Raw genomic sequence first — 27,000 nt, 5'->3', positions numbered from 1 at the left:
TAATAGTATACTTCGTGATTATATTCCCTTTCCTCTCTCCAATTCGCGTCCTGTAGCTTCTTCAATAATGTCCAAAAATTCATTTTCGATATCCTTGAATTCTACTCCTGGTGAAAGAGAACATCTGATGATTGTGGTTGCGTCATCAGATTCAAAAAAATTAGATTTGTTCTCTTTCTGTGGAAATATGCCAAACACTCTCTTAATGGCTGGATTCGCATACTTCGTTTTACGGGTGGTGTTGTAGTAAAACGACCTCACATTTGAATAATTGACGAGTTGAGAATACACCTTATAGCCTTGGTTATTATCGCGACTACGAGTGTAAACGCCTAGAGTGCCCAGTTTGTCATAAGATCTATATTTGAAATCCGCTAAGACGCTCCCTTTAAACACTCCTTGGTCATAAATATCCATCCTAAAGTCCGGTCTGTTGCTCTTTTCCACAGTGATTAGTGGGTTATCGAATGTATCGGCTTTTTCGGGTGGTTTAGAAATAAACGAATCGTACCAAACATTCAATACGAGGCCCTCAGGATTTCTGAGAGTTATTTTCGTGTTTGGGTCTAAGAATGGATAAATCGAATCGTCATTATGATCAAATATCCAACCCGAGATTTCATTGAAATTTAAATATTTGTTGTTCTTAAGCATTAATAACAGTTTAATAAATCCCCAAATTTCATATAACTTTGATGTTTCTTTCCAATAGTAAATGTAGTGTTTGAAAGGGTTGATCGTAAACGTACTCCCTTTGTTTAATTGCAAATACAAAGAATATATGGTTCGATAATAGGGAAATCGCGTTAATTTCTCTTGATTATTCATATGTGCATCGACATTTTCAAACCAATTTTCCTCCAAAGCCAAAATAACATTGGCTTTTAGCTTCTTAAATTGTTCCAATCGTTCCTTTTCAATCACTAATTTTTTATCGATTATATCAGTGGGAGATTTATATCTTTTTTGCAATGCCAAGTCATTTTTTAAAGACACAATTTTCTTCTTCACATATTTTTCTACCAAGAAAATGCTGTCTAAAAATTCTTCTAACATCTTCTTTAAATTGCTGTTTATCGAAAGATTGTAGTCAATTATATAATCGTAGCTAGGAACCTTGTGGGTGGAAGTGTGTCTGCTCTGCTTTAATTGGGTCGTTTTCAGGTCGCTCCGCGTTGGCTGTCCTAACGATTTATACATATATTTTTTGGTTATTTTAAATCTAGGCTCTCGTAATATTAAATTGATGTTGTTAATCAAAGCCACTGAGTTTGAAATTAAGAAGTCGTATTTGCGGGTTATAGATTCATTGGTTGAATCATTTTCAAACCCAGCAAAATTTCGTCTAACTGCTGTTTCCTTAGCGAGGTCCACTAAGGTTCCTTCGATTTCTCCCCTCATTAAATTTAGTTGTTCTACGTGGATCCTTGAAGGGGTCACTTTCAAGAAAGCATAATACTCTTCATCGTGAACAGTGACTACCATTCTGTACACACCAGGTAAAAGACAGCTGAAATTAAGGTTATCTGTATTGAAATCAGATTCAAAATTTAAGTAGAGACCTCTGATTTCTTGCGAAGGATGAAAAAACACGGTTTCAGAATCTCTAAATGACTTTTCGGGCAACATATCCATTATTTCGATCCATAACTTAGCGTCCGGTTGGTTGCATTCAAATTTAACCCTTAAATCGCACAGTTCGGTGCAGGAGTAACTATACTCTTCAAGATTTTTTAAAGCTTCTTCTAAATCAGTTGAAAAACTAACAACCAAGTCTCCTACAGTGTTCTTATTCGAAAAAAAGAGCAAGTTAAATGGTATGCCCATACTCATCTAGCTCCTTAGCTAAATTGACTAGTTTTCTTTTTGCTGAATCAAAATCAGAAATACTTCGGTTGTTGTTTAACAATTTATAAAGATGCCCTTCTTCGTATTTTTCGTTTTGAATTTTACCAATCAGCGCTCCGAGTTGCTTTTGGGAACCCCTTAATTTCGGCAAAATCCTTTGTGTTAGTTGCAAATCGAATGCTTTGCTTCTAGGAAATTGCGGAGAGTTAGGGATATTCGCTATATACTCTTCAATTTGGTTAACAATCCTATATCCTACGCCAATTTGGTCTGTTGCTTCCTGCATTAAGCGGTTGATTTCCCACAAGATATCAATCTCTTCTGCAGTCAATACACTGTATTTATGGTTTTTCTGCATACTTTTTAGCTTAATGAAGGTTCTTAAAGGTTCCTCAGTCTTAACTTCCCCTTTAGGTGACTCTTTCTTTTCGTTAAGAGCAGTTGCAAGTTTTTCCCGTACATCTTTGTATGGGCATAGTCCAAGTGAAATCGTATTGGCTCTATCAAGCACCTTATCTGAAAATTGGAATGAAGATTCGTCGATGTTAACCGTACCCGCAAACAAAAGATTTTCACTAAGTTTAATTTCAGACGGATATACGTTTTGGTTATAAACACGCCCGTTTAAGTTACTGCTATATAAATTAATGTGTCTATCATCAGGCTCTCTCTCTAATACGGATAGGAACTGGGAAAAATAATGCTCCACCTTTGCTAAGTTCATTTCATCTAAACAAACGATGTAACATTCATCAGGGTTGTTGTTTGCCTCGATGATGAAATCAACTAACCCTGACTCCCCAGGTCTATATATGCCTTGAGAGCTGTCTAGGTATCCTAATAAATCCGTATCGTCCTGCCAAAATGGTCTTACAGGAACGAATAGCAACTTACTTTTATTGACGTTTGAATAATCGCTGCCCTTGCTGGCAAATTTATTAAGAGCTTCGTGATAGCACTGTACGATACGTGATTTCCCTGTTCCGCTCAACCCAGCTAAGATCACAAGGCTTTTGTTCTTCATAGCCGTATGGAAGTTATACAAATCTAAAGGTGTATAAAGTAGGTTTTTTGACAATGCAACCTCTTCGAACACTTTCAAAAATTCTAGTTCATTAATATCCTCGATTTTTGATTTGGCTTTTTGAGGACTTACTTTGCGTCCTTTTGATATCAAGGATTCTCTAATCTCATTATCCTTTTCGCCTGTAACAAACATTACTTTGCCTTTAGATAAGTAATACTCTCCTAGTTCCTTTAAACTGATTTCTCTATAATATGTATTCTCTTTATTCGTGATAAATTTAAATTGATATTCCTCCGAATACTCAATCCCTTCAATAGGACCGAACGCATATAACCTATCAAGTTTTGGCTCCGAAAATGGTTCCTTAACAAGGCTAGATTTGTACTCACCTATCAAAACAAACGAAGGGTAGTCCTCGGATTCTTTAGATAGTGAAAAGTACGATTGGACGTATTCGTTGTTCGTTAACTTTTGGATAACATCTACTGTTTTTTTACCTGAATTAGTTCGAATAAAAGGGATTGGAAAATACGTATGATCGTTGTTTGATTCCCTTCTAACAACCTCTAAGTCGTATGCGTTATAAAAGGTTTGGTCATTTTCTTTATACTTAGCCTTAATTTTGAACATTAGATAATGTACATTTAAAAAATCGGTCAATTCCTTATATCTTTCTTCAGGTGTTAAGTCCTTATCGTCGGTAAACCCTAAGTTTTCTAACTCCCCTGAAAAACTGGTTACTCGCTTAGTTATATCATCTGTTATATTTTCTGGTGGATTAGAAATCACTTTGATTGGAAAGCGTATGATTGAATTCTCTTTCGTTAATAAGAAATGGTCCGTGTCCTGTAGTTTGCCAAGGAATTTTGTTTCAAACCATTTGGTTTCGGTCATAATAACCCTCCATTCTTCCAATGTACTGGTCAAAATTCTCTAGAGAGTCAATAAACAGTGCATTGCCTATTTCTCCAAAGTATTTAAAGATTTTTGAAGCAATTAATTTCGCTTCTTCTTTTTTGTTTAGGGTAAAAGAAAGCACGACTAACTTATGATAATTTTTATAGTCCTCTATCTCATCGATGCCTCCACTCGCATATTCATAATTCAAAAAATCTAAAGTCGTCACTTTAGAATCTATACATTTTCTATAAGAGTCATTTCCGTAAAACAAGAGCTTCAGTTTGCCTAGTTCTTCGTTTTCTATCTCGAACTGCCTCAATTCCTCTCTTAATTTCGTAAGTACATTCTCTAATCTTTGGTTTTCTTTTTTGGCTAATTTTAAATCTTTTCTTAAACCTTTGTTTTCGTGTTCTTGTGTTAAAACAGCTTTTCTTCTCTTCATCGCTATATCTTGTAATCTTTTATTCTCTTCTTCTAGTTTGGTGATAATGGATCGAAGATTTTTGACTAGTGATTCTTCTTCGTTAGTCTTCTCTTCTGTTTTTTTGAATGCTATGTTGTCATTTTGTGAATCCCCTAGATACTTTTCTAATAAGCTAACCTTATCCCCGAAAATCAACGCGAAAGCAACTTCTCCGATACTAGTATTCTCGATCTTTTCTGTTAGCATTTTTTCATCAATGGTAGATGTTAAAGCCCAAGAATAATCTCTATTTTTTTCTTTTGTATATGTCTCAGCGGCTTTTTTTAATAAAGTTATCAATTTTTCTTCAGATACTTCAGTAAGTATCCTTTTCATTGTCTTTGTCTTGGTAGGGCTTGATGGGCCGTTAATACGAAAGCCCTTAACGCGCAATTTGTTAATTCTGAATATGTCTTCTAGTTGTTTGCTATCAAGCTTATCTATTATCTTTAAAAAAAGCTCATACATCGCCATCCTCCTAACTCTGCCGCTTACTTAAATTATACTAGAAAAGTTATTTTTAATAAATTCGATATTAACAAACTATTCAGATACCTTATTATGCGGAGGTTTCAAATTCAGAGAAAGTGGTTTCATAAATATATAGAGTAGTTGCAAAGACATATAGAAGAACACCGAGCTGCCTTGCAAAAGTGTTATAGTTTATCAGGAGTGTAAAAACAAAAAAACCATCATCTTAGTGATGAAGGTTTTTAAAATGAGACTTAACTTGGATATTGAGCAATAGTCAACTTAATTACTGTCTTGTTTCAGTTGTGGCTGTTGATGATGATTTCACCGTTATCTATTTGAATGAAAAAGTCATTAAGATTTTCAATAATGAACTTTTCTTCTTAAGTTATTGGTTTTTCAGGCAACTTTGGTTCAGATGTAGGAAAATCATCTGTTACATCTTGCCACTCTACCTGAACATATGCTTCGTTCATTACAGGGGTGCTTGCTCCGGTAACTCGACCTTCGTTGATACATATAGAGTTTTCATTATCTACCCTTCTATGAAGTTCTCCTGAATCATCACAAGCAATTTTCACACCATATACTTATTCATAAGCAGCAATTAACGAGATCCGCGCTATCAATGCGTCCCTTGCGTCTTTGTACCATTTGCCGTTTATAATCATACTGTTGCCAATTGGGTCGCCTAAAGAAATTTGATATACTCGCTTCATTTCTCTCTTCTGTTAATTCATATTTTAATATTAACAGAGTGTCCAAAGTTCAGCGGTTATATACTTCGTATAGCTGAATATATTCTTATGTTTGCGATTAACAAAACACGCATAAAAAGGTTTGTTCTAAGAGTAGTCTCTCACTTCATATACAAATACCTAGTAGTCTCTCACTTCATATACAAATACCTAGTAGTCTTTGATTTAAAAATGATGACAAATACTCCCGAATTTTGTTTATATGGAATACCATTTATTTATCTGAGTTCCTAAAACGAAAATGAGCATTTAATTGACCCTTAATCATTTCATCCCGAATTTTTCTGCGTTGCATATCGTTTCTAATTTCTGCTGTTTGTACACCTTCTTCCATTTTTTCTGCAATCTTCATTAAGGTCTCTACATCTTGAAATGAGTATTTGCGAATTCCTTTAATTGATCTTTCGGGAAAAATCAATCCGCGTTCCTCGTAATAACGAATTTTCCGTTGGGAGATCCCTGTTAGTTCGCTGACAATGCCTATAGATATAACCTTCTTATCCTTATATGATGACATAGCTCCCTCCCCCCTAAATAAGGCTATATGAATTGCTATATAGTTGATTATTACTTGTTTACAGTTAATCTCAAGGTGTTTGGGAGATGTTCTGACATATATTTTTTACAACTGCATAGATTATCAAGAATTTTTTAATAATGATTTTGGAATTTTCAGTATTTTTAACTCTATCTATGTGAGATAATATCAAGGTACATTTTACTATATTTAGGAGGATTGCGGATGAGCCAGGAGACTTCATATAAAGATAAAAAAGTCATAACAATCGGTGTTGTTAAAGAATTAACCGGGTTATCGGAAAGGCAAATCCGTTATTACGAAGAACGTAAACTCATTTTTCCTGCCAGAAACAATGGCGGAAGTCGGAAATACTCTTTTACAGACATTGAATTATTAATGGATATAGCAGAAAAAATTGAAGATGGTATACAGACCTATGAGATCAGGCAAGAAATGCTCAGAGAAAAGAAAAAGGAAGATGCGGCTAAAACGCACAAAAAAATGATCCAGGGGCAATTAAATGCTCAATTTGGTGTTCAAAAATACAACTAGCTCAGGTTTATCACCTTCTGCACACACACTTCCACTCCTTTCCATAAAAACCACGTTAGGTTTCCTTACATGGTTGTAGAATTCCCATCCCTGATGATGCGACAATACAGACAGTAAAGGAAAACTTATTTAGGAAGGTGTGGAATTATGGATACGATTTTTTTAATGAATAGCCTTTGGGTGATGGTGGGAGCAGTGTTAGTCATCCTGATGATTGGTGGCTTCATCCTGCTGGAGACTGGATCCACTCGAATGAAAAATGCAGGTCACATCGCAGGTAAAACGATTCTTACATTTGGAATCTCTTCTATTGTCTTTTGGGCAGTGGGCTTTGGATTCATATTTGGGGATGGAGCCGGTCTAAGTCAAATCATTGGTTTATCTGACTTCTTCTACTCTGGCTACGATCTCGAAAGTGTTGGTTTATCTGGAGCTGTCTTTTTCTTATTCCAAACAGCCTTTGCCGGAATATCGATAACCATTGCGTTTGGTGGATTTGCAGAACGAGCGAAAATGGGTGTATATGTACTCTTCGCCGTTTTATTCTCTGCCCTTGTTTACCCTCCTATCGCTCACTGGATTTGGGGCGGTGGCTGGTTAGCTGATCATGGAAAACAAGATTTTGCCGGTTCCACTGTTGTTCACTTAACAGGTGCCATGGCAGCTTTGGCAGCTACGATCCTTTTAAAACCGCGTATCGGTAAATTTAATAAAGATGGCTCAGCTAATAACTTATATGGACATAACCAAGTATACACAGCATTAAGTGTTTTATTGCTTTGGGTTGGATGGTTCGGTTTCAATGCCGGCAGTACGGTAGCAGTGGATGCAGGATTCTTTGGATTTGTTGCAGTTAATACGAATCTTGCCGCGGCTGCCGGAACGATAGCTGCGATGATTATTTCTTGGATTGTCATGGGGAAAGCAGATGTATCCATGATGTTAAATGGAGCATTAGCCGGTCTGGTTGCCATTACGGCATCCTGTGCATTCGTTGAAGCATGGGCATCCGTAGTCATTGGATTTGTTGCTGGAATCCTAGTATTTTATAGTATCCGTTTCTTTGAAGCTCGAAAAATTGATGATCCAATCTATGCTCTCTCCGTTCATGGAGCAGCTGGGATATGGGGCACCTTATCCACTGGCTTTTTTGCTACAAAAGAGCTGGCCACTGTCGGAAAAGCTGGTTTATTTTACGGCGGCGGCTTTAGCCAATTAGGTGTTCAAGCTTTGGGTGTCGTTGTATGCGGAGGATTTGCTTTTCTGGTATCCTATATTCTTTTGTTAGGTATGAAAAAAGTAATGGGCGGCCTTCGAGTTACGGAGGAAGAAGAAATTATGGGATTGGATATGAGTGAGCATGGCGCATATGGTTACCCTGAATTACTTAAAAATGAAACAACTGATAAATCTATCATGTAAATGGTATCCCCTGAACTGTGCTTAGTTCAGGGGATCATTTCCATTAAGGAGCGTCTGAATGGAAACCGAGAATCAGGACTATTCAAAAATATGGGCTTATCGAAAACAGCAATTTAATTCAATAACCTTAAGCCCTGATGAACTGAATTTGCTTCATGACGAGATCATAAGGCAAACCATCACGATAGCTTTTAATAAGACAACCCAAATATTGGGGTCTCCTCCCTCCCCTTTTTGCTTTTTTGTTATGGGAAGTGCCGGTCGAAAAGAACAAGGCATTTGGAGCGATCAGGACCATGGGATCATTTTTGAACACAATCATCCAGAAGTGCGAAATTATTTCTTATCGCTAGGGAAAGAAATATCCGAGGGGTTAATGCAAGTTGGATATAGCCTTTGTGAAGGTAAAGTGATGGCAAGTAATCCTTTCTGGTGCAGATCATACAATCAGTGGATGCAACAATTAAATGATTGGATAGATGATGCTTCATGGGAATCTATCCGTTATTTGCTTACTTTTATGGATAGTCGAGCATTTCGAGGCGAGGAAAGGTTTATACGGCAATTAAAACAGTATTCTTATCAACTAATTGATGAAAAACATCTATTAACCCGTATCCTGGATAATACAATGCATATAAAAAAAACGATTGGTGTATTCGGACAGTTACTTTTAGAAACTCACGGCCCATATTCTGGCTGTTTAAATATAAAGGAATCTGCTATATACCCATATGTGAATGCCGGAAGAATTCTCGCAATCAATGAAAAATTAAATGCAACCACCACTATCGATAGGCTTAAAGGTGTACCGGATTCTGTGCTACCAAAACAAAATCGAGAAAAATATGCTAATCAGTTTGCCAAACTACAAACATATCGGCTGGTCTATGGAATTCATACAGACTATGAATCCGGACATTACTTGGCTGTGAATAAGCTATCGAAAGTAGAAAAGAAAAATGTTAAGGAAATAATTAAGGATGCGATTCAACTGACTGAATATGTGAAAATGCTTGCGGCAAAGGGTGATCAGAATGGGAATGAATGATTTTATCGAATTTTTCAGAGGAATGAGCGGTAAGATCAGTTCGAACGTACTCGCCGGTGTACAGGGGCAAGCAACTCCGCAAAATATCTCTTTTATGCGACAGCTAGAAAAGGAAGCGCGTAAAAAGGACGATCTAAATTGTCCTCTTGATCAGCTTGATGTGGTTGTATTTGACATCGAAACAACAGGATTTTTCCCCGACAAAGGTGATCAGATGATCTCTATAGGTGCTGTGAAAATGCATGGATGTGAGATATTAACTGAAGAAAGCTTCTATTCACTGATTAAGACGGACATCCCTTTATCTCCTGAAATTACTTCTCTAACGAATATTACAGGTAAAGAACTTCAAGCCGCTCCGGAGAGTTCAGATGTCCTGATGAATTTCTTTAAATTTGTCTCAACTAAAAGTCTGGTTGCCCATCATTCTCAGCATGAGCAAAGCTTTATGCACAAGCTCACCTGGGATGTGACACGGACAAAATTCCAGCATAGAATCCTTGATACTTCTTTCCTAACGCAACTATTTAATCCCGTCAGCAGCTCAAATGCCTTAGAAGACTTATGCGCTGGATGCGGGATAGAAATCAAAAATAGACATCACGCATTGGGAGATGCCTTCATGACGGCCCGCTTATGGGGCTATTATCTATCAAAAGCCCAGGAAGCAGGTTTTAAAAACCTTAGTGAAATATATAATCACATAGCCAGATATAGGTAAGTGCCATATATCTTTTAATAATCCATTTAGACTATTAAGTAAAATAAATTGAGTGTAATAAAACTACAAAGAGGGGGTTCTTAACCCCCTCTAGCATTAAATAATACATAAATTTAAACCCCATATTTACCGCGGTCGTAGTAATACTGTCTATCAATCATACCTTTCAATCTAAACAGATCAATCCATAGAATGATAGAAAATGTACACATAACCGCTAACCAATACCAAAAGATATAATGGATACGTTCATGTATATACATTCTATGAGCTCCAATGCTTCCGAGAAGAAACCATAGTAGTAACGCGATTCCAAATGATTTTCTTTGTGCTCTCAAAATAAGTCCTTCTTTCTCTATATTATGTATAATATCAAGTATTCATAGACTTCGCCCATCATTATGAAAGAAGCAAACAGCTATGTCTACCTGCTAAATTTAACAATTATACATAATACTAGAAGGAGTAACCACTTTTACAGTACGCATCTAAAAACAACGAGTTCTCAATGCTAATTAGCTTATCAGCAAGTTTTCATAACCTCATCTGATTCGTACGAACACTGAATTGCCTTAGTTACTGATTAATAGCTTTTTTTGATTTTTTAAGATCTTCATAGATTGTCTTAAAAACATAGCCCGCTACGGCTAAATCATCCACTTGGCCGAAACCGATAATAAAGTCAGGTATTACGTCTGTAGGTAATACTAAATATAATCCGGCAGCAGCGATAGCAAATTTTGATTTCTTCGAGAATTTTTTCAGCATAGGATTACCTCCATTTTTATTTTAGCTTTTATTTAAACCTAGTCCACGGACGATCGGTTTTACCAGCGTATCCAACGGATTAATAATCTCAAGACCTGTTTGTTTAGCACCATCATACATAGATAGTTGACCAACTGATAGGATATCTTGAGATTTTTGACGATATAACGTAATATCTTCCGCTATTTTTTCGTTATATTGTTCGGTCATCCCCTTCATCATTAAATCAAATGTACCTTCTATAACGATAACATTAATAGGTAATGTCTTTCCCTTTATAGCGGCATATTGATGAAGTCGGTCCATCGTTCCCTTTACAGTTCCTGGATTCGAAAAGAATATAGTCTGTGGTTCAGTAACCCCGCAGATTGCTTCAAAAAAAGGCTCGTCTATTTTAAATATTGGCAGTTTGGATGTTACATGTTCTTCCTGTAACAGAGCAATATAATTTGTACATGTCAGAAGAATCCCATCTACCTGACAGCTCTCCATCCAGTTTATTTGTTCTGCAATTTTCATACCAGCTTGTTCTTTTTGAAAAGATAAATCATGAGTTAAACGACTCATTAAACCTGGATCCACAAAGTGTATAAGGTCTACCTCATAGGGTGAGAATGCCTCGTCAATATAATGAATATTTGAATGATGTGCATGCATACACGCCAATCGTTTTCCCAAAATAATTCACCTCTAGTAAGTTTATAATAGTTTACCAGCTATACTTTTCACTGTCTATTTCCTTCTATTACCTTATACATATAGCTTTAAATTTTGTTTCACCCTACCATATATTGTATAGTTATATCGTACACGATATAAAGGGAGGAATACGATGAAAAGTGTTTACGATTTTGAAGTAAAAAAGACAAACGGCAAATTGCAATCTTTAAAAGAATATGAAGGCAAGCCTCTCCTTATCGTTAATACAGCCAGTAAATGTGGGCTGGCGCCTCAATTTAAAGGACTTCAGGAGTTATATAAAAAATTTAACAGCCAAGGCTTTGAGGTATTAGGATTCCCATGCGACCAATTTAATAGTCAGGAATATGATGATATTAATAAAACCACCGAGTTTTGCCAAATAAACTATGGAGTTACATTCCCGATTTTTGCGAAAATCGATGTAAATGGTGATCATGCTGACACTTTTTCAGTATTTAACGACTGAACAGAAAGGTCTCCTTAGCAAAAAAATCAAATGGAATTTCACTAAATTTTTAATTGATAAAAAAGGTCAAGTTGTCGAGCGTTATGCTCCAACCACCGCTCCCGAAAAAATTAAAAAAGATATAGAAGAAGAATTGGAAAAGTGATAGGTTATGGAGAAGGATGTTGCATTAAACAAACAGTTATGCTTTGTTTTATACGAAACTACCAATGAATTTACGAGGCTATATTCTAATGTTTTAAAGCCATTTGGCTTAACGTATCCGCAATACTTAGTTTTATTGAGCTTATGGGAGCAAGATCAAGTTCCAATGAAAGAGCTTGGGCAAAAGCTGAATATGGGAACTGGGACGTTAAATCCCATTATTTCAAGGATGCAGCAAAGCGGATGGCTAATAAAAGAACGGTCTAAGACGGACGAACGCATGATGCTGATCTCTCTGCAAGAAAAAGCATATAAGCAAAAAAATAATATCATTGATTCCATTAAGTCGAAAATTGAGGAATGTGGATTAGAAATCGAGGAGTATCAAGCATTGATGGAATACGTAAATAAACTCAATGCAAAGTTAAAAAGTCTTTAAGCTAAAAAAAAGCTGTCTCAATGAGACAGCTTTTTTTATATTACTCTTAAAGATTATCAGTATCAATCTTATTTTTTTGATATGGCTTTGCAGTTAAACGGTCTGTATCTTCGTCTGTTAACGAAGAATCCTGTACAGAGGTACCCTCCATACGAGTAGTTGTATTATGATCATTTACAAATGGATTACCATCCTTGTCAACCTGAACATCTTCTTTTTTAACGGTATCTTGAACGGTTTTGGTATCTGTAACTTTTTCTTTACCGATCACAATCTCATCAGTTACAACTGGCTTTTTGGTCACTTCTATTTTTTCCTCTGTTACAGGGATACGAATTTCTTCATTGTCAGTGATAGCACCCAATTGATCTGTCGTATCACGATCTGTTACTTTACGTCGCTCAATATAAACTTCTTCATGGTCCACTGGTACTTCAACTTCTTTTTGTGTTTCCGTTACTTTTTTATTAACAATTACTTCTCCAGTTTTCACTTCATTTTTATCAACGTTTAATCGTTCTTCGCGAAGTTTAATTCTTCTTTCTTCGTCAGTTAGTGTATCATCATTTGCCAAACGATCAGTTGTATTAAGAGCGGCAGAAGCATTTGCTCCTGAATTCACATCTTCAGTACGATCCATGCCAATTGTATCTCCAAGCTGTGCATCTTGATCAACAAGAACTAAAACTTTTCCGTTGTTCACTTCTTCTGCATAGCGTGCACTTTCTTCAGAAGTAAAACCATAGTCCGTTCTCATTTTCTCTTCAACTGGATTATTAGTATCCAATGTAAAGAATTTTGCTACTTTATCCATAAAGGAATCTTCATCATTTGATACTGTTTTAACATCTTTATCTATCGTGTAATTTCCCATCAAATCTAATTTATCTGCATTATCTGCGACTACAGTAATATCAGAACTATCATACCCTTTTGCTTTCAAACTATTAATAGCCTGTACGACTTCTGCACTTTGTGTGTAAACTCCATAAACTGTTTTATTCATGTTATATTCCTCCTAGCAATTTTTGTTCGGATAATATTTGCTTCACAGTTAAAATATACCCACACTGGAAATCAATAAACAATAAAGTGAGAATCAACACCCTGATTATGTCAAGTGTTTTTTTGCATATATGGTAGGTTCTCGTTTTTATTTTTTTAAAATTTTTTTATTATCTTTGTCTTTTTAGGGGAATCGGGCAAATAAACACCCGTTCTCAATCCTTAATTCTCATAAAGTAAACTGGATATTTATGTTAAAATAAACAAAGAAGAGTGTGAAGAATATTTCGGAGGTGAATGAATGTGGAGACTTTAGCAGTCTTAATCATTGGTATTTTTATTATGTTTATTGGTTTTTTAGTATTAAGGAATAAAGCCCTCTTCTTAGTGAATCTTGTTTTGTGGAACGGTGTTTCAGGTGACGAAGAATTGTTATCTCGTATTTTTGGGACAATTTTATTAGTGGTTGGCTTAATCGTGAGCCTTCTACCCATTTTCTTGTCTTAAATTACTCATTTTCATACACCTCGTAACCAATAAATCTTCTAAAAAAAGAGAGCCTAATTGGCTCTCCTCTCATCCTTTTAAAACATTATTAGCAAATATTTGATCAACGATATCCATGACTTCAATAGAATCATGCCAAGTCATTTGTGGACTCTCAAGCACACCTTCTTGAAGGCATCGGCCTACTTCACGGATTTGATATTCAAATCCAGTTAATTCGAAAGGTTCTTCAATCGTCCATTCTTTATTTGGGGTGGTGATTGTTGCGGACTGGGCATTTGAAAAATACGGTATATAAATACTGCCGTCTGTGCCTAATAGACTTGCATCTTTTCGTGTATTTGCCCTTATCGTACAGTAAATTTGAGCAAACGATCCATTGTCATAGCTTAATTGTATAGTCCCATTTTCATCTACATCTGTTACTCCATATTGTAATGAGCTTTGAATCGATTTTGGTTTATTTCCAAGTAAATAAGCGCAATATGAGATAGGATAAATCCCGATATCTAATAATGCTCCTCCGCCAAGTTCTCGGTTAAATATGCGCCCCTTCGGATCAAATTCCCCTTTAAAACCGAGTTCCGCTCTCATGAAAGTAGGCTCTCCAATGACACCTTCCTTGACGAGGTTTCTTATTTCTTTATTAATTGGCATAAAGCGTGATTTCATCGCTTCCATAAAGAAGACCTTATTCTCTTTAGCAGCATGGATGACTTCTTGAACTTCTTCTTTATTCATTGTAACAGGCTTTTCACAAAGCACGGCTTTTCCATGGTTTAAACAACGAATCGCATTTTCTTTATGAAATGGGTGTGGAACAGCGATATAAATAGCATCAATTTGTTCATCCTGTATTAGCTCATCATATGTACCATAACAAAATTTTTCTTCAACCCCGTATTTTCGGCCAAATTCGAGCGCGTGATCCTTCGTCCTGGAGGCGACTGCTTTTAAAGTAACGCCATCCATTGCTTTCACCGTTTTCGCAAAACGTTCTGCTATGTTACCAAGTCCAATAATACCCCACTGAATTGTTTTCATAGAATCCCTCAATTTCGTTTATTTAATTTATAGAATATTTACATTCATTATAATATAAATGAATCATAGATGAGATAATTAGTAGTGGAAAGACCCAAAATAAAATAGCACACCAATCATGATGTACTATTTTATCCTATATTTTATATAGCCAACGCAGCTGTTATTTATTAAATTTATGACTCTTTGTCGCCATTTATAAGCTCGATTGCTTCATTTTCACTGGTCAGTGGTCTGTAGCAAACAAAATTTTCACATATATAATAGGTTACCTGATCATTGACCTTGGAATAACCTGCCGCAAAATCAGAAACGCCGGTAAATAAAGAGGAATCCTCGTTTGCCAGATAGGTTAAGTGTGGATGAAACTCCTTTTGTAAATGTGAAATAACTTTATTTTCTGAATCCTTACTCCCCAATACAACGACTTCCTTCATTTTCATCTGAGTTGTCATATACGCCATTAACATATAGGTATGGCCCATTGGATAGTGAATCACATCATCGCCGAATGCGTCAAAAACCTTCTGTACCTTATCCTCCAATGAAAACTCACCGGTTAAACGAGCCAGCCTAAGCATTTGCAAGGTTGCGACGCTATTCCCGGATGGCAACGCTCCATCATATACGTCTTTTGGACGGATCAGCAATTCCTCATTATCTTCTCCATAGAAATAGAATCCGCCATTTTCCCCGTCCCAAAATAATTCAATCATTTGATGCGTAAGTGTTTTTGCTTTTTTGAGATAGGATAAATCAAATGTCGTTTCATAGAGTTCAATGTAAGCCCAAAGAAGATACGCATAGTCATCAATAAATCCTTCCTGCTTAACCTCACCATCTCTGTATCGGACCATGACTCTTCCATCCACGATTAAATTCTGTTCAATAAATTGGATAGCACTTTTTGCTGCAACCAGTTCTTCCTGATGATTGTAAACTCTACCAGCTTTGGCTAGAGCGGCAATCATTAATCCGTTCCAGGCAGTCAATATTTTGTCATCCTTATGCGGATGAACCCGCTCCTCGCGAACATTAAATAAGACTTTCCTTGCTTCCTCCAATTGTTTACGAACTTCTGCTGCGTCTAAATCATTATGAGCAGCAAATGAGTCAATTGGTTCACGAATTAGATTAGGAATATTTTCGCCTTCAAAGTTTCCTTCAGGGGTTATATCATAAACAGCGCAATATAATTCTGCTACGTCTTCATCAAGGTGATCAAAGATTTCAAAGTAGTCCCATATATAGAATTTCCCTTCCACACCCTCTGAATCTGCATCCTCCGCTGAGTAAAATCCGCCATCAGGATGTCGCATGTCCCGTAAAACATATTCAATGATTTGTTCAGATATCACTTGATGGCTATTTTCTCCGGTAACCTGATAGGCTTCTGTATACGCCATTAACAGCATGGCATTATCATATAGCATCTTTTCAAAATGTGGGACTAAGTATAATTCATCAGTGGAATAGCGAGAAAACCCGTATCCGATATGATCATAGATTCCACCTCTTGATAGCCCTTCTAATGTCTTTAGCACCATATTCAATGCTTCCTGATCCTTCGTCATATGGAAGTAACGCAGCAGGAACATTAAATTATGTGGTGTAGGAAATTTCGGAGCCGAGCCAAACCCGCCATACTGTTCATCAAATACCCGCTTAAATTGTTGAACGGCTGCATTGATCGCAGCCATCGTTAATTTCTCACTAGATGTCTCCTGTTTCGTTGGCATAATGGCATCTTTAATCCGCTCACCTGTCATTTCGATTTTATGTGGCTCATTGGTATACGTATCGTATAGCTGAGTAATCACATCTATTATTCCAGGACGGCCATACCGGCTATGCTTAGGAAAATAGGTTCCTGCATAAAAGGGGACCTGATCAGGAGTTAAAAACACATTAAGCGGCCAACCACCTTGTCCCGTCATCACCTGGCACACAGACATATAAATCGAATCCAAATCAGGTCGTTCTTCCCGGTCTACCTTTATGGAAATAAACCGCTCATTTATAACCGACGCCACTTCTTCATCTTCAAAGCTTTCCCTCTCCATCACATGACACCAATGACAGGTAGAGTACCCAATACTCACAAACACAGGCTTATTCTCCTGTTTCGCTTTTTCAAATGCCTCCGGTCCCCATGGATACCAATCAACAGGATTATAAGCATGCTGTAAAAGGTACGGTGATTTCTCATTTATTAGTCTATTGGGATTAGATTTTGCACCCATTTAAAATTACTCCTTTACAAATCAGGATTTTTTCATTTAGAAACTTTTATCTTTCACCTTCACACGTTATGGATATAAATATATCCTCTTTATACAATACACATCATTTATTAGTATAAACTTAATTGGATTATTTATTGATTTTTATTGTTTCATAAATGAAAGAGGTATCCTTTTTGGATACCTCTTGTTTTCTTCTATAGTCTTTAATCTTCTTTTATAAAGAAGCTCAAAAGCTCCTACATCTCAGCCTTCAAGCTTCCCTCCTTTATCTATACAGCAAATATTTAGATCTTAGTTTCATGAAGTCTTTCAAATCCTTTTCCCATTTCTGCTTGATTTGTTTTACGGATTTACCTGCTTCGATATCATCGCGAATCCAGCCGTTGCCGATAAGCAAGTCGAAATAGGAAATTCCTTTGCTGTCCTCTGTACGGAATTCGAAATCATCCGGATACATGTCATGAATGGTCTTAACGATATGAAGACCTGCCTCAAGAGGCACGAAATCATTATAGTCTGTTATATGAACCTGAACACCATGGGATAGGATTCCACTATGCTTCGAGAATGTCGGCGTGAACGAAGCTGCTCGGAATTGAACACCTTTTAAGTTTAGCTTGTTTAGCTCCTTTGCTAGCTCTGTTCCATTTATGAATGGGGCTCCGAGCAATTCAAAAGGTTTCGTTGTTCCGCGCCCTTCGGATAAATTCGTGCCTTCAATTAATCCTGTACCCGGGTATACATAAGCTGTGTCGAGTGTCGGCATGTTTGGGGATGGAAGGACCCATTCTAGTCCTGTATCTTCATAATTCATATGACGCTTCCAATTTTTCATTTTTACAACGGTTAAATCCGCCCCAATGCCAAATTCCTTGTTAAATAGTTTCGCGAGTTCTCCAACAGTCATCCCATGTCTGAGTGGGATTTCGTATTGCCCGATAAACGAAGCATATTCGGGTGCTTCAAGAATCGGTCCTTCCACCTTCAGTCCTCCTAGGGGATTCGGGCGATCAAGTACGATGAATGGGATTCCTTGTTCCTTTGCTGCTTCCATCGCTAATGCCATTGTGTAAATATACGTATAGAAGCGTGCGCCTACATCCTGAATATCAAATACAAGTACATCAATATCTTTTAACATTTCCGGTGTTGGTTTACGGGTTTTGCCGTAAAGGCTGTATACAGGAAGACCAGTAGTTTCATCAATGTAGAAATCAACATAGCTGCCGGCCTGCGCGTCTCCTCTAACTCCATGTTCCGGGCCATATAAAGCGGTGAGATTGATGTCCTCATCCTCATAGAAACGGTCAACAATGCTGTTAAGCTCTTGATCTACACCGGTCGGATTTGTGATGAGACCTACCCTTTCACCTTCCAGCAATTCTTTTTTATCACTTATAATAACGTCGACGCCTAGTTCTAAATCCTTCTTTTTATGCTTGTCCTTTTGACCTGCTTGGGCGAAAGAAATCGTTGATAAAATCAGAATCAGTGTGAATAGGACAGCGAAACCTCTCTTCTGCATATAAAGCCTCCTTAGTTATCAATTAGTAGGATAAACCATGGCCAAATGGATATAAAGTTTCCCCTTGCCCGTTCGGGATCGTGACAGGGAGTTTACCAGATGGATTTATTTCACCGAAAATGGCTGCTGCGGTTGCTTTAAAGCTTGCGGTACGAAACCCATATTGAGTGATATAAGCATCAACCTGGGGATAGGACATAATGTCATATGGATTACGAATCGCAACAGCTATAGAAGGTGCATCATAGTTGTCGATAATATCATTAATTCTCTGCATTTGAGGATGGGCAGGTAACCTCATTGCTACATTTGAAGTATGGCTACCAATAATAATATAATCCGCCTGACGAAGCTGCTCCTTCTGTGCATCGGTCAGTTGATAGCTAGAAGGAAGGGTAATTTCCTCAGTGTTGGCATGCTTTTCTTTAATAGCGTAATATAATTCTTGGTTGTAGGTCATACCGATAACGACAATCTTTCCGGATTCCTGCAAGTCATTTAAAGGCAGGAGCTGATTGTTATTTTTGACGAGGGTAATAGATTTCTCTGCAGCTGTTTTCTCAATCGCCTTATGCTCTGGTGAACCAACGGTCTCAAGCGCTTTTTCGATTCTTTCGTCAAGTGGCTCCGGTGATTCCTCCTTAAAGATGCCCCTTTTGATTTTCAGTGACAGTATCCGTTTTACGGATGCATCAATTCGCTTTTCTTTAATATCGCGATTTCTTACTGCATCAAGGAGCCCATTACGAACATCCTCTAGTCCAACGGGCATAAGTACAATGTCCGTACCTGCCTTAACAGACATGATGGCCGCATCGACAGTTCCATAATGCTCGGTGATAGCACCCATGTTCATGGCGTCTGTAACGATCAATCCATCATAGTCCATTTCCTCCCTAACCAATTCTGTCAGAAAGCGGTGGGAGAGAGTTGCTGGTATAGAGACTTCCTCACCGGTCTTTTTGGAAATCACTTTCGTGTCATCTACCTTCGGAAAGGTAATATGCGCGGTCATGATGGCATCAACACCAGCATTCATCGCTTGCTGAAACGGGTATAGTTCCACTTCCTTTAATCTCTCCATCTCATATGGAACTTCTGGAAGTCCAACATGGGAATCAACTGCCGTATCGCCATGACCTGGAAAATGCTTGGCCGTTGCAATCGTGCCTGTTTCCTGCATGCCATCAATATAAGCAGTTCCTAGTTCAGCGGTTAGTTTTGGGTCTTCACTGAAGGAACGGACACCAATGACAGGATTGTTACTATTATTGTTGACATCAAGCGATGGGGCAAAGTTTGTATTAATGCCAAGCGAACCGAGCTCCTCGCCAATGGCACGCGCAACATCTTTCGTGATTGTCACAGACCGTGTTGCTCCTAAGGCCATATTGCCGGGCATATCAGTTCCAGATTGCAGCCTGGTTACAATTCCACCCTCTTGATCAATTGAGATGAGCATCCCATATTTCTCGGAGGCGAGCTGATACGCATCCACGAGATGGGCGGTTTGCTCAGTCGTTACGACATTTTCGCGGAATAGAATAACTCCACCTAAGTCATAATCCTTAATTTGCTGTTCTATCTCCGGCAGCATTTCTGTCACATTCTTACCATCCCAGTTCCGGTAATCAGGCATGAGCATTTGTCCGATTTTCTCTTCTATCTTCATCTTGCTAACGGCATAATCAGCAAGCCGATATCGTTTATCCTTGATGGAGCGGAATGTTGCATTTCCCTTTTTATCCACCACCAAAAAGGCTGTGTCTATCTTTTTTCCCGATGTTGCAAGAATGACTGCCACTCCTGATTTCCCTGTAATCGTCAAGGTTCCATTAGAACTGATTTTCGCGATACGTTTATTTGCAACCGACCATTTTACCTTATTTGTCTTTGTAAAATGACCATCATGGTAGACGTTCACTGCCTTCATTTTGACACTGTTGCCGCTAATCGTTTTATCAACCTCATGCAGATTTTGATAGATTACAATATCTCGCACACCATCATTTGGATTAGCTGGTTTCTTAGTTTGGCTGCTGAATCCGGCCGTCAGGAATACACTCATCACAAGTATAATCAAGAACCATTTCCTATTTTTCAATATTAGCACCTCCCCATTTAATCTGTTCTACGTTCAAATCCATTGCTCTCGAATCTCAGTCGTTCCTTCTTTCCATTTGTTTTTATGCTTGCGTCTTGAACATACCAGCCGCGCCCGTTCACGCTTTCATCCGTTTTATAGGAAAAACGAATAAATTTCGTGCCGGCAGGAATGAGGACATTCTCCTTCTCCCATCCATTGCTTTTTCCTGTGAAGCTTTGAATACTTGTAAATGCTTTTCCGTCAGTCGACGTTTTCAAATATCCATAATCACTCTCCTCTTCAATCCGGAACCAGGTATCGAAACTCAAATAAGCATCTCTTTTTAGATTCACTTGAGCTGAAAGTGTGTTATCTAATTGATCTCCATAGCCCGCGAACCAAGCCATTTGTCCCTTTTTCACATTTATAGGTATGCTGTCTCCCACATCTCTAGCGAATGTTCGTCTGATTGGATTAATGGACGGTGTATTTCGGGATGGATGTACCCGGTTTGTAAGTACAATAGCAACAGTCTGATTAGATGGACTCATCACAAGAGCTGTACCGGTGTAGCCCGTATGGCCGGCGGTGAATGTGTCAGAAAGTGAATCCATGTACCAGCCCTGATTAAGCTCAAAGCCTAATCCATGGTCATTTCCTGGAAACGCAGTGTTATAGTTCTTCATAATTAAGTCAATCGTTTTCTTCTTTAGAATGCGTATCTTACCGTATTTACCATCATTTAAATATGCATGGGCGAGAATCCCTAAATCCTTGGCTGTGGAGAAGACGCCTGCATGACCAGCCACACCTTCAAGCGACCACGCATTTTCATCATGAACCTCGCCCCAGACAAGCCCTCTCCCTATCTTTGGCTGATATTCGGTTGCAGCTATACGTTTCTTTAATTTTGCCGGAGGATTATACATCGTATCCTTCATACCAAGCGGCTCTGTGATGGCTTTCTTAACAAACTCGTCCTGCCGGAGACCACTCCATTTCTCGACTAGCGCCCCAAGCGTTATCATGTTCAAATCACTGTATAAATAGGTGGTCCCAGGCTCGTTAATCAAACCATGTTGCAGTACGGACTGGATGCGGCTTTCTCGAGTGCCCTCTTGCATATAAAGAGGCATCCCAGCTGCAAAACCTGAAGTATGGGTTAAAAGTTGTCTGATTGTTATGTCTTCTTTGCCGTTTGCAGCGAATTGTGACAGATGCAACGCAACAGGGTCATCGAGTTGGAAAATTCCTTGCTCATAAAGCATCATGACCGCAGTAGTTGTAAAAAGCTTACTTATAGAAGCAATATCAAATATTGTATCCGCTTTCATTTTAAGAGGTGTTTCAATTTCCGTGAAGCCATCATCCTGATAGAGAGCCGCAAACCCATATGCAGCTTTTTGAACAATATGACCGCTTCGTGCCACAAAGGTGACCGCCCCTGGAATTAAGCCGCTTTCGATGTATTGGCCGATTGTCACATCTATGTCATCAAGTGCAGACTGCTTCATACCTGCCATTCTGGCATTTGAAGGTAGGAGTATCGGTAGCATTCGACCTGGTTCGTCCCAATATGAGGCATTGTCGGAATGTCCCTTAGCACTTGTCATCATTAGACCATCGGATGTGTTAAATGCAGACACAGTAATCATCGTGCTGAATGCAATTGAGGTGATTTTTTTCATATCGTTCCTCCTCTTTTTTTATCACAAAGCGAGTGAACAAAACGAAAGAAAGGTTGATGAAGGCTACGGAGATGGATCTTTGGGGATGTATCTAGATAGATTCCTCTCACTCGAGAATACATCCATCTTTCTTATTTTTCTATCCGGCATAAGTACTTACTTCCATTATTAACCTTAGGTCTATCTTAATGTAACAACAATTATTTCATGAAAAAATGACAAGTTTCTGCATATTCACCTCATTCTTATTGCTTAGTATACCTATATGGATATATTCATAACTAAGAGATCATTAGTTTCATTTACTTATATCTAATTTCTCAGCTAACTATTTTTATAAAAAAATAGATTTCTATATAAAAAAAGAAACTGCCAGTGAGCAGTTTCTTTCATCACAATGTAAAAAACATGTAAAATTTTATTGAATCTGACTGGTCGAAACCATAGATCAGCAATATTTTCTAATTAAATCTCCCAATGTACGGTCTAGCGTGCCAATGTCCGACTTATCAAAAGTGAATTTAACAAACGATTCATCCATATTTAATGATTCAGCTAAGAAGCTTGAGAAACCTCTTGCTCTTCGGTCTATTTGAAGCAAAACTCTTGCTTCGTTTTCTGTCAGCTGGAATACAGCTTCTAGTTCATCTAGCTTTCTCGCAAATTCACCGGATGTAGCTTTGAATTCAAATTCCTGAACAAACGGTAAGCCGTTTCTAAAATACGAAGGAGTTTTTTCACAATCTACCTGACGTAAGCGGAATCCTAATCTTCCTGCAGCATCAATGAATTCTCTTACAAGCTGATGTGGCTTTATTTCCAAAAAGTCTTTATCTTGAGGGTCGATTGCCATTTTAATATCCAAGCCGGTTTGAATCCAAACACGGGTACTTCCCATTGTAACTGGTGATTCATAAGGAACATTCAACTGAAAGGGCACCACTTTTTCTTCATTTGGAGCGATTGTGAAGCGCTCAGTCAATAAGATTTTGTCCAAGGCAACAGAACGTCTTACCTTTTTATCATCAACTTCCACCACATAGTCAGTCATTAATGTTAAATAGATGTTATCAATATCCTGCTCGTTTTTTCCTCCCTTGATAAAAACCTCACCTTCGATTGACTCACCGACAATATAACTTTTTTTCGCAAGCCTCGTATCAACTTTGGCAGCACCAATACCTATGGATGACAGCAGTTTATCAAACATGATAATCCCTCATTTCCTTTTTATAAGTCTATTTTACTATACTTCAAGCGGAAAATAACACTCTGTAATTAATATATCGAATAAAACTCCTGAGTTTTACAGCAATCTAATTATAAATAGACTTACTGATCATCCCATTTAAAAATAAAAGATTTAGAAACAAAAAAAGCGACCTCCTACGAAGAGATCGCTTCATCCTCAAGTCTTTCTTGTTCTACAATTTTATAATACTGAAAAGCAATCGCAAATCCTGTGGTATTTGTTGAACTTTGCACATGTACGTTGGCATTATAGATGTCTGCAATACTATTAATCAGCCAAAGTCCAATACCTGCTCCACTCGTTTGCGCTTTAGCCGAATTTGTACGATAATACTTTCCAAAAATCTTTCCAAGATTATTATAATCTATACTCGAACCAGAATTTATGACTTCAATAACGATCTTTTTGGTCTGATTATACTCACGGATACCAATAAAGATGGAGGAGTCTTCTTTTGAATATTTTATGGCATTATCAAGCAAGTTTCTGATCATCAATTCGATTGAACCTTGGTCAATCCATATATGAATATTGGGGTTAATACTATACTTGAAATGAAATTCTCGATTAGGGTATTTTTTCTTATATTCCTCAAAAATAGGTTTGATTTTCTCGATTGGATTCAGCCAACTATCTGGAGGGGAACCCCCTAAATAATACATATCATAAATGATTTTTATGCTAGATAATAAGGAAGTGATATTTTCCGTTTCATTTATAACGGATTGAAGTTTCTGTTTCATTTCCTCATCTGCTTCAGGTAGCATATCCTCTATCAATTCAAGTTCATTCTTAATATTATGGGCTGGATTTTTAATTTCATGAACCATTTCATCAAGGAAGGATTTGGTCTCTTTAATCCCATCCTGCAGTTCCAACATCGTCGTATTGACTGCGTCAATCGTCTTTTCTATTTCTGGTATAACAGGCTTTTTGTATACGAAACTCTCTAAATGAAATCGTGACATTTTCATAAAATGTTCTCTCATTTTTATTAGAGGGGTATAGTAAAGATTTCTCATAATTTTATAGTTAATGAAAATTAAAAGCACTGATAGACTGATGAATAGCAAGCATTGAATAGTCACTATTTTGAACTCCTGCAAGAGAGCTTTACTAACATTACGGTAAGTAACGATCTCACCCTTAAAAGCATCTGTATTAACCTCATGGCCGATGTTGATTAAAATAGAATTACTTTCATTAAGTAATTTCAGATCCAAATTTTGTTTAATAAACACATTATAGACATCCCCTAAATCGACATGCATTAACAGTTTGTTTAACAATAATAATAAAAGACCATCGAAGCCTTCAACGTTATCGGCAAGTACTGTTGTGTCCTTATAATATAATGCCTTTGACTGAGTATCTTGATTATAAACATAGATATACTCGTTATCTTTTGGAATAGTTTGCAAAAAGTCAGTTAATTCTTCGGTATCAAGCTGATCTTCATATAGAGCATGTTCTAGCCAAATATGAGTTGGGAATAATTCAGATGCCTCTTTCCTAAAGAGAGTCGACATCCTGTTATAACCAAATAAAATAGTGGTAATAAACACCAGCGATATGATTGAAAAGTATGCAACTTGCTTAAACACTCGCTGATTATTTATCAAATTCTTTTTAAAACTAATCATTTTATGTCTTAAGTGTTCCTTTCGCCTATTCAATTAAATTAACAGAGGATTTCATTATATCAAAACTATAAAGGCTTTTTATATGTATATAATTCCAATCCTTTCGCTATGTGTTAGCACCATCATTCATTAGAAAATTAGTTGAAAATATGATTATGAAAGCAAAAATAAAACGCCGCTCCGATTGGAAAGACGTAATAAAAAAGGATATCTACCTAAAGAATATTTTTATAAATAGATAGAGCAGTCTGCAATTAAAAATTATTAATTTGATACACTATCAACAAGGAGGGCCCTTTAGTTTATACCTATACCTACAACTAATATTAATATAAAAAAGCCAACCCATATAAGGGCATTTAGAAGGATACCAAAAATCATGCTTACCATTTTTTTAGATAAAATAGCAAAGACGATTCCTGCTATAGATAAGATGGTAGCCATTAACAAATATATAATCAATTCCATTTTATTCCTTTTATTATTCAATATAATGCTGTCCAAAGTTAAGTTATTTAGCGTGTCCCTCTTTCCTCTCGTATGCTTCTGCAATTCCAATTAAAATATTTGCCTACATATTTCAATTATTTACCACCCATATACCGGGTTACCCTATCTCTAACTACGCAAATCTTAAGATAATTTGGTTAAATGTGAAGCATTTTGTAAATAGGTATTTCTTTACAGTTTATTCTCCAACTGTTATGTTAGAGAAAATAATATACATTCTTTGTATAAGGGTTATTAGCTTATTGGATATGCGCTTAAATATTTTCAAAATTAATCCTTCTAAAGGGTTTTTTTCTTTGCAAAAAAACAATGGGTCATAAATCGCAGTAATTAGGAGCTGTTGATATGCATAGCATTGATAGTAGCATACATGTGTTTTTAGAAGGTGTTTCAACTCACATAATCTCTTCAGAAGATACTCTTGCAGATTTACGATTTAAAGACGCTACGAATACATATTCTGAGGAAATCAATAGTATGGTTAAAACTTGGCGAAAAACCCTTATAGAGATATATGGATTTTCAATTGCCCAAGAGCAAAACGAAACCTTTGCAGTTTTAAAAGAATGGGGAAAGGAAACCGTTGATTTACTCATAAACTTAAATTTATCACTTGCTGATGCAATAGAAGAAGTTAGATTTTATCGTGATAAAATTGGCGGTATCATCAAGGACCAAGCTAAAAAATATTCAGTAAGTCTGGACGTTTTCTATGAAATCATTTCTAAATTCGATTCAGTTGTTGATAAAGCGATACACTGGCTTAGTATTTCTTATTCTTCACAATACTCCAATAGAATCGTATTAGCGGAGAGGACTGCTTTTGAACTGTCTATTCCTGTTGTTAGGATTACATCCAATATCGGGATTATTCCAATCATTGGAGTATTAGACACTCAACGTGCAAGCCACTTGATGGAAAAAGCATTACAGGCTGGAAGTGAATATGATCTAAGTTATATTATTATTGATCTATCAGGAGTTCCGATTACGGACACAATGGTGGCTCATCAGATATTTAAAGTTATTGATGCATTGCGACTCATCGGTATCGAGACGCGCTTATCCGGTATCCGAATAGAAATTGCACAAACAATGGTAAACCTCGGAATTAAATTTACAGCTAAAAGCTACTCTAGCTTACATTTGGCTGTTAAAGATATCCTATGATAAATTTCTCTCCCGGACATACAGTCGGGAGTATTTTTATTTAAAACAAAAAAGACACTCAAAGAATGTCTT

At 37.1% G+C, this 27,000-nt stretch carries 24 protein-coding genes and 1 pseudogene; 8 read left to right on the top strand and 17 right to left on the bottom strand.

Going from position 1 to position 27,000, the window contains the following annotated elements; all coding sequences use genetic code 11:
- Positions 1 to 18: 18 nt before the first annotated feature.
- From FHY47_RS04225 to FHY47_RS04210, 5 genes are all read right to left on the bottom strand, one after another.
- On the bottom strand, positions 19 to 1,827 hold the full coding sequence (locus tag FHY47_RS04225; RefSeq protein ID WP_187393429.1) for a hypothetical protein: 1,809 nt from the start codon (positions 1,825 to 1,827) through the stop codon (positions 19 to 21).
- A complete protein-coding gene (locus FHY47_RS04220; protein WP_148629709.1) occupies positions 1,811 to 3,769 on the bottom strand; it encodes an McrB family protein in 1,959 nt (652 codons plus the stop codon). The genes FHY47_RS04225 and FHY47_RS04220 overlap by 17 nt, the downstream gene beginning before the upstream one ends.
- The gene (locus FHY47_RS04215; RefSeq protein ID WP_187393428.1) at positions 3,747 to 4,706 is read right to left on the bottom strand and encodes a hypothetical protein; all 960 of its coding nucleotides are present in this window, start codon (positions 4,704 to 4,706) and stop codon (positions 3,747 to 3,749) included. The genes FHY47_RS04220 and FHY47_RS04215 overlap by 23 nt, the downstream gene beginning before the upstream one ends.
- Positions 4,707 to 5,299: 593 nt before the next feature.
- On the bottom strand, positions 5,300 to 5,428 hold the full coding sequence (locus FHY47_RS19165; protein WP_257469042.1) for a hypothetical protein: 129 nt from the start codon (positions 5,426 to 5,428) through the stop codon (positions 5,300 to 5,302).
- Between the two features lie 253 nt (positions 5,429 to 5,681).
- Entirely contained in the window at positions 5,682 to 5,984 is a 303-nt protein-coding gene (locus FHY47_RS04210; protein WP_066103826.1) for a MerR family transcriptional regulator, read from the bottom strand.
- 225 nt (positions 5,985 to 6,209) lie between these two features.
- Here FHY47_RS04210 and FHY47_RS04205 point away from each other — a divergent pair, with 225 nt between their 5' ends.
- The 4 genes from FHY47_RS04205 to FHY47_RS04190 all read left to right on the top strand — a co-directional run bounded on the left by FHY47_RS04205 (position 6,210) and on the right by FHY47_RS04190 (position 9,733).
- Positions 6,210 to 6,539: a MerR family transcriptional regulator gene (locus tag FHY47_RS04205; protein ID WP_066103828.1), complete on the top strand. Its 330-nt coding sequence runs from the start codon at positions 6,210 to 6,212 to the stop codon at positions 6,537 to 6,539.
- 147 nt (positions 6,540 to 6,686) lie between these two features.
- On the top strand, positions 6,687 to 7,961 hold the full coding sequence (locus FHY47_RS04200) for an ammonium transporter (RefSeq protein ID WP_148629707.1): 1,275 nt from the start codon (positions 6,687 to 6,689) through the stop codon (positions 7,959 to 7,961).
- 58 nt (positions 7,962 to 8,019) lie between these two features.
- Positions 8,020 to 9,012, top strand: coding sequence for a DUF294 nucleotidyltransferase-like domain-containing protein (locus tag FHY47_RS04195; protein ID WP_148629706.1), 993 nt, complete (start codon positions 8,020 to 8,022; stop codon positions 9,010 to 9,012).
- On the top strand, positions 8,999 to 9,733 hold the full coding sequence (locus FHY47_RS04190; protein ID WP_148629705.1) for an exonuclease domain-containing protein: 735 nt from the start codon (positions 8,999 to 9,001) through the stop codon (positions 9,731 to 9,733). The genes FHY47_RS04195 and FHY47_RS04190 overlap by 14 nt, the downstream gene beginning before the upstream one ends.
- 113 nt (positions 9,734 to 9,846) lie before the next feature.
- On the opposite strand, the gene FHY47_RS04185 is transcribed toward FHY47_RS04190, so the two are convergent.
- The 3 genes from FHY47_RS04185 to FHY47_RS04175 form a co-directional block, all read right to left on the bottom strand.
- Positions 9,847 to 10,071 carry an NINE protein gene (locus FHY47_RS04185; protein WP_066103838.1) on the bottom strand — a complete coding sequence of 75 codons (225 nt, stop codon included), beginning with the start codon at positions 10,069 to 10,071 and terminating at the stop codon, positions 9,847 to 9,849.
- Between the two features lie 238 nt (positions 10,072 to 10,309).
- Positions 10,310 to 10,501, bottom strand: coding sequence for a YkvA family protein (locus tag FHY47_RS04180; protein ID WP_148629704.1), 192 nt, complete (start codon positions 10,499 to 10,501; stop codon positions 10,310 to 10,312).
- A 21-nt stretch (positions 10,502 to 10,522) separates the two neighbouring features.
- Positions 10,523 to 11,179 carry a hypothetical protein gene (locus tag FHY47_RS04175; RefSeq protein WP_148629703.1) on the bottom strand — a complete coding sequence of 219 codons (657 nt, stop codon included), beginning with the start codon at positions 11,177 to 11,179 and terminating at the stop codon, positions 10,523 to 10,525.
- Positions 11,180 to 11,333: 154 nt separating this feature from the next.
- On the opposite strand from FHY47_RS04175, the pseudogene FHY47_RS04170 reads away from it, so the two are divergent.
- Together FHY47_RS04170 and FHY47_RS04165 are read left to right on the top strand one after the other, a co-directional pair.
- Positions 11,334 to 11,814: pseudogene (locus FHY47_RS04170) on the top strand (glutathione peroxidase).
- A gap of 6 nt (positions 11,815 to 11,820) precedes the next feature.
- Positions 11,821 to 12,252 carry a MarR family winged helix-turn-helix transcriptional regulator gene (locus tag FHY47_RS04165; protein ID WP_139891943.1) on the top strand — a complete coding sequence of 144 codons (432 nt, stop codon included), beginning with the start codon at positions 11,821 to 11,823 and terminating at the stop codon, positions 12,250 to 12,252.
- Positions 12,253 to 12,298: 46 nt separating this feature from the next.
- On the opposite strand, the gene FHY47_RS04160 is transcribed toward FHY47_RS04165, so the two are convergent.
- Positions 12,299 to 13,258: a YsnF/AvaK domain-containing protein gene (locus tag FHY47_RS04160; protein WP_066103848.1), complete on the bottom strand. Its 960-nt coding sequence runs from the start codon at positions 13,256 to 13,258 to the stop codon at positions 12,299 to 12,301.
- A gap of 302 nt (positions 13,259 to 13,560) precedes the next feature.
- Here FHY47_RS04160 and FHY47_RS04155 point away from each other — a divergent pair, with 302 nt between their 5' ends.
- Positions 13,561 to 13,764: a hypothetical protein gene (locus FHY47_RS04155; RefSeq protein ID WP_139891945.1), complete on the top strand. Its 204-nt coding sequence runs from the start codon at positions 13,561 to 13,563 to the stop codon at positions 13,762 to 13,764.
- A gap of 69 nt (positions 13,765 to 13,833) precedes the next feature.
- Here FHY47_RS04155 and FHY47_RS04150 read toward each other — a convergent pair whose 3' ends face one another.
- The 8 genes from FHY47_RS04150 to FHY47_RS18830 all read right to left on the bottom strand — a co-directional run bounded on the left by FHY47_RS04150 (position 13,834) and on the right by FHY47_RS18830 (position 25,752).
- Positions 13,834 to 14,808: a Gfo/Idh/MocA family protein gene (locus FHY47_RS04150; protein ID WP_140461454.1), complete on the bottom strand. Its 975-nt coding sequence runs from the start codon at positions 14,806 to 14,808 to the stop codon at positions 13,834 to 13,836.
- Positions 14,809 to 14,984: 176 nt separating this feature from the next.
- Positions 14,985 to 17,051 carry a thioredoxin domain-containing protein gene (locus FHY47_RS04145; RefSeq protein WP_148629702.1) on the bottom strand — a complete coding sequence of 689 codons (2,067 nt, stop codon included), beginning with the start codon at positions 17,049 to 17,051 and terminating at the stop codon, positions 14,985 to 14,987.
- A 268-nt stretch (positions 17,052 to 17,319) separates the two neighbouring features.
- A complete protein-coding gene (locus tag FHY47_RS04140) occupies positions 17,320 to 18,579 on the bottom strand; it encodes an exo-beta-N-acetylmuramidase NamZ family protein (RefSeq protein ID WP_066103855.1) in 1,260 nt (419 codons plus the stop codon).
- Positions 18,580 to 18,601: 22 nt separating this feature from the next.
- Positions 18,602 to 20,686 (bottom strand): glycoside hydrolase family 3 protein, encoded by a 2,085-nt coding sequence (locus FHY47_RS04135; protein ID WP_262365990.1) that lies wholly within the window; start codon positions 20,684 to 20,686, stop codon positions 18,602 to 18,604.
- A 14-nt stretch (positions 20,687 to 20,700) separates the two neighbouring features.
- The gene (locus FHY47_RS04130) at positions 20,701 to 22,353 is read right to left on the bottom strand and encodes a serine hydrolase domain-containing protein (protein ID WP_148629701.1); all 1,653 of its coding nucleotides are present in this window, start codon (positions 22,351 to 22,353) and stop codon (positions 20,701 to 20,703) included.
- 448 nt (positions 22,354 to 22,801) lie between these two features.
- Positions 22,802 to 23,563, bottom strand: a complete 762-nt coding sequence (locus FHY47_RS04125) for a sporulation protein (RefSeq protein ID WP_066103859.1) — start codon at positions 23,561 to 23,563, stop codon at positions 22,802 to 22,804.
- A gap of 176 nt (positions 23,564 to 23,739) precedes the next feature.
- The gene (locus FHY47_RS04120; protein WP_077248022.1) at positions 23,740 to 25,248 is read right to left on the bottom strand and encodes a sensor histidine kinase; all 1,509 of its coding nucleotides are present in this window, start codon (positions 25,246 to 25,248) and stop codon (positions 23,740 to 23,742) included.
- Positions 25,249 to 25,545: 297 nt separating this feature from the next.
- Positions 25,546 to 25,752: a hypothetical protein gene (locus FHY47_RS18830; protein WP_187393427.1), complete on the bottom strand. Its 207-nt coding sequence runs from the start codon at positions 25,750 to 25,752 to the stop codon at positions 25,546 to 25,548.
- Positions 25,753 to 26,103: 351 nt separating this feature from the next.
- On the opposite strand from FHY47_RS18830, the gene FHY47_RS04115 reads away from it, so the two are divergent.
- Positions 26,104 to 26,928 (top strand): STAS domain-containing protein, encoded by an 825-nt coding sequence (locus FHY47_RS04115; protein WP_066103872.1) that lies wholly within the window; start codon positions 26,104 to 26,106, stop codon positions 26,926 to 26,928.
- Positions 26,929 to 27,000: the final 72 nt, after the last annotated feature.

It is taken from the genome of Bacillus sp. E214 (assembly GCF_008087365.1).
Lineage (GTDB): Bacteria > Bacillota > Bacilli > Bacillales > Pradoshiaceae > Pradoshia.
The sequence above is the reverse complement of the archived record's forward strand: the minus strand, read 5'-3'. Positions and strand labels throughout refer to the sequence as shown.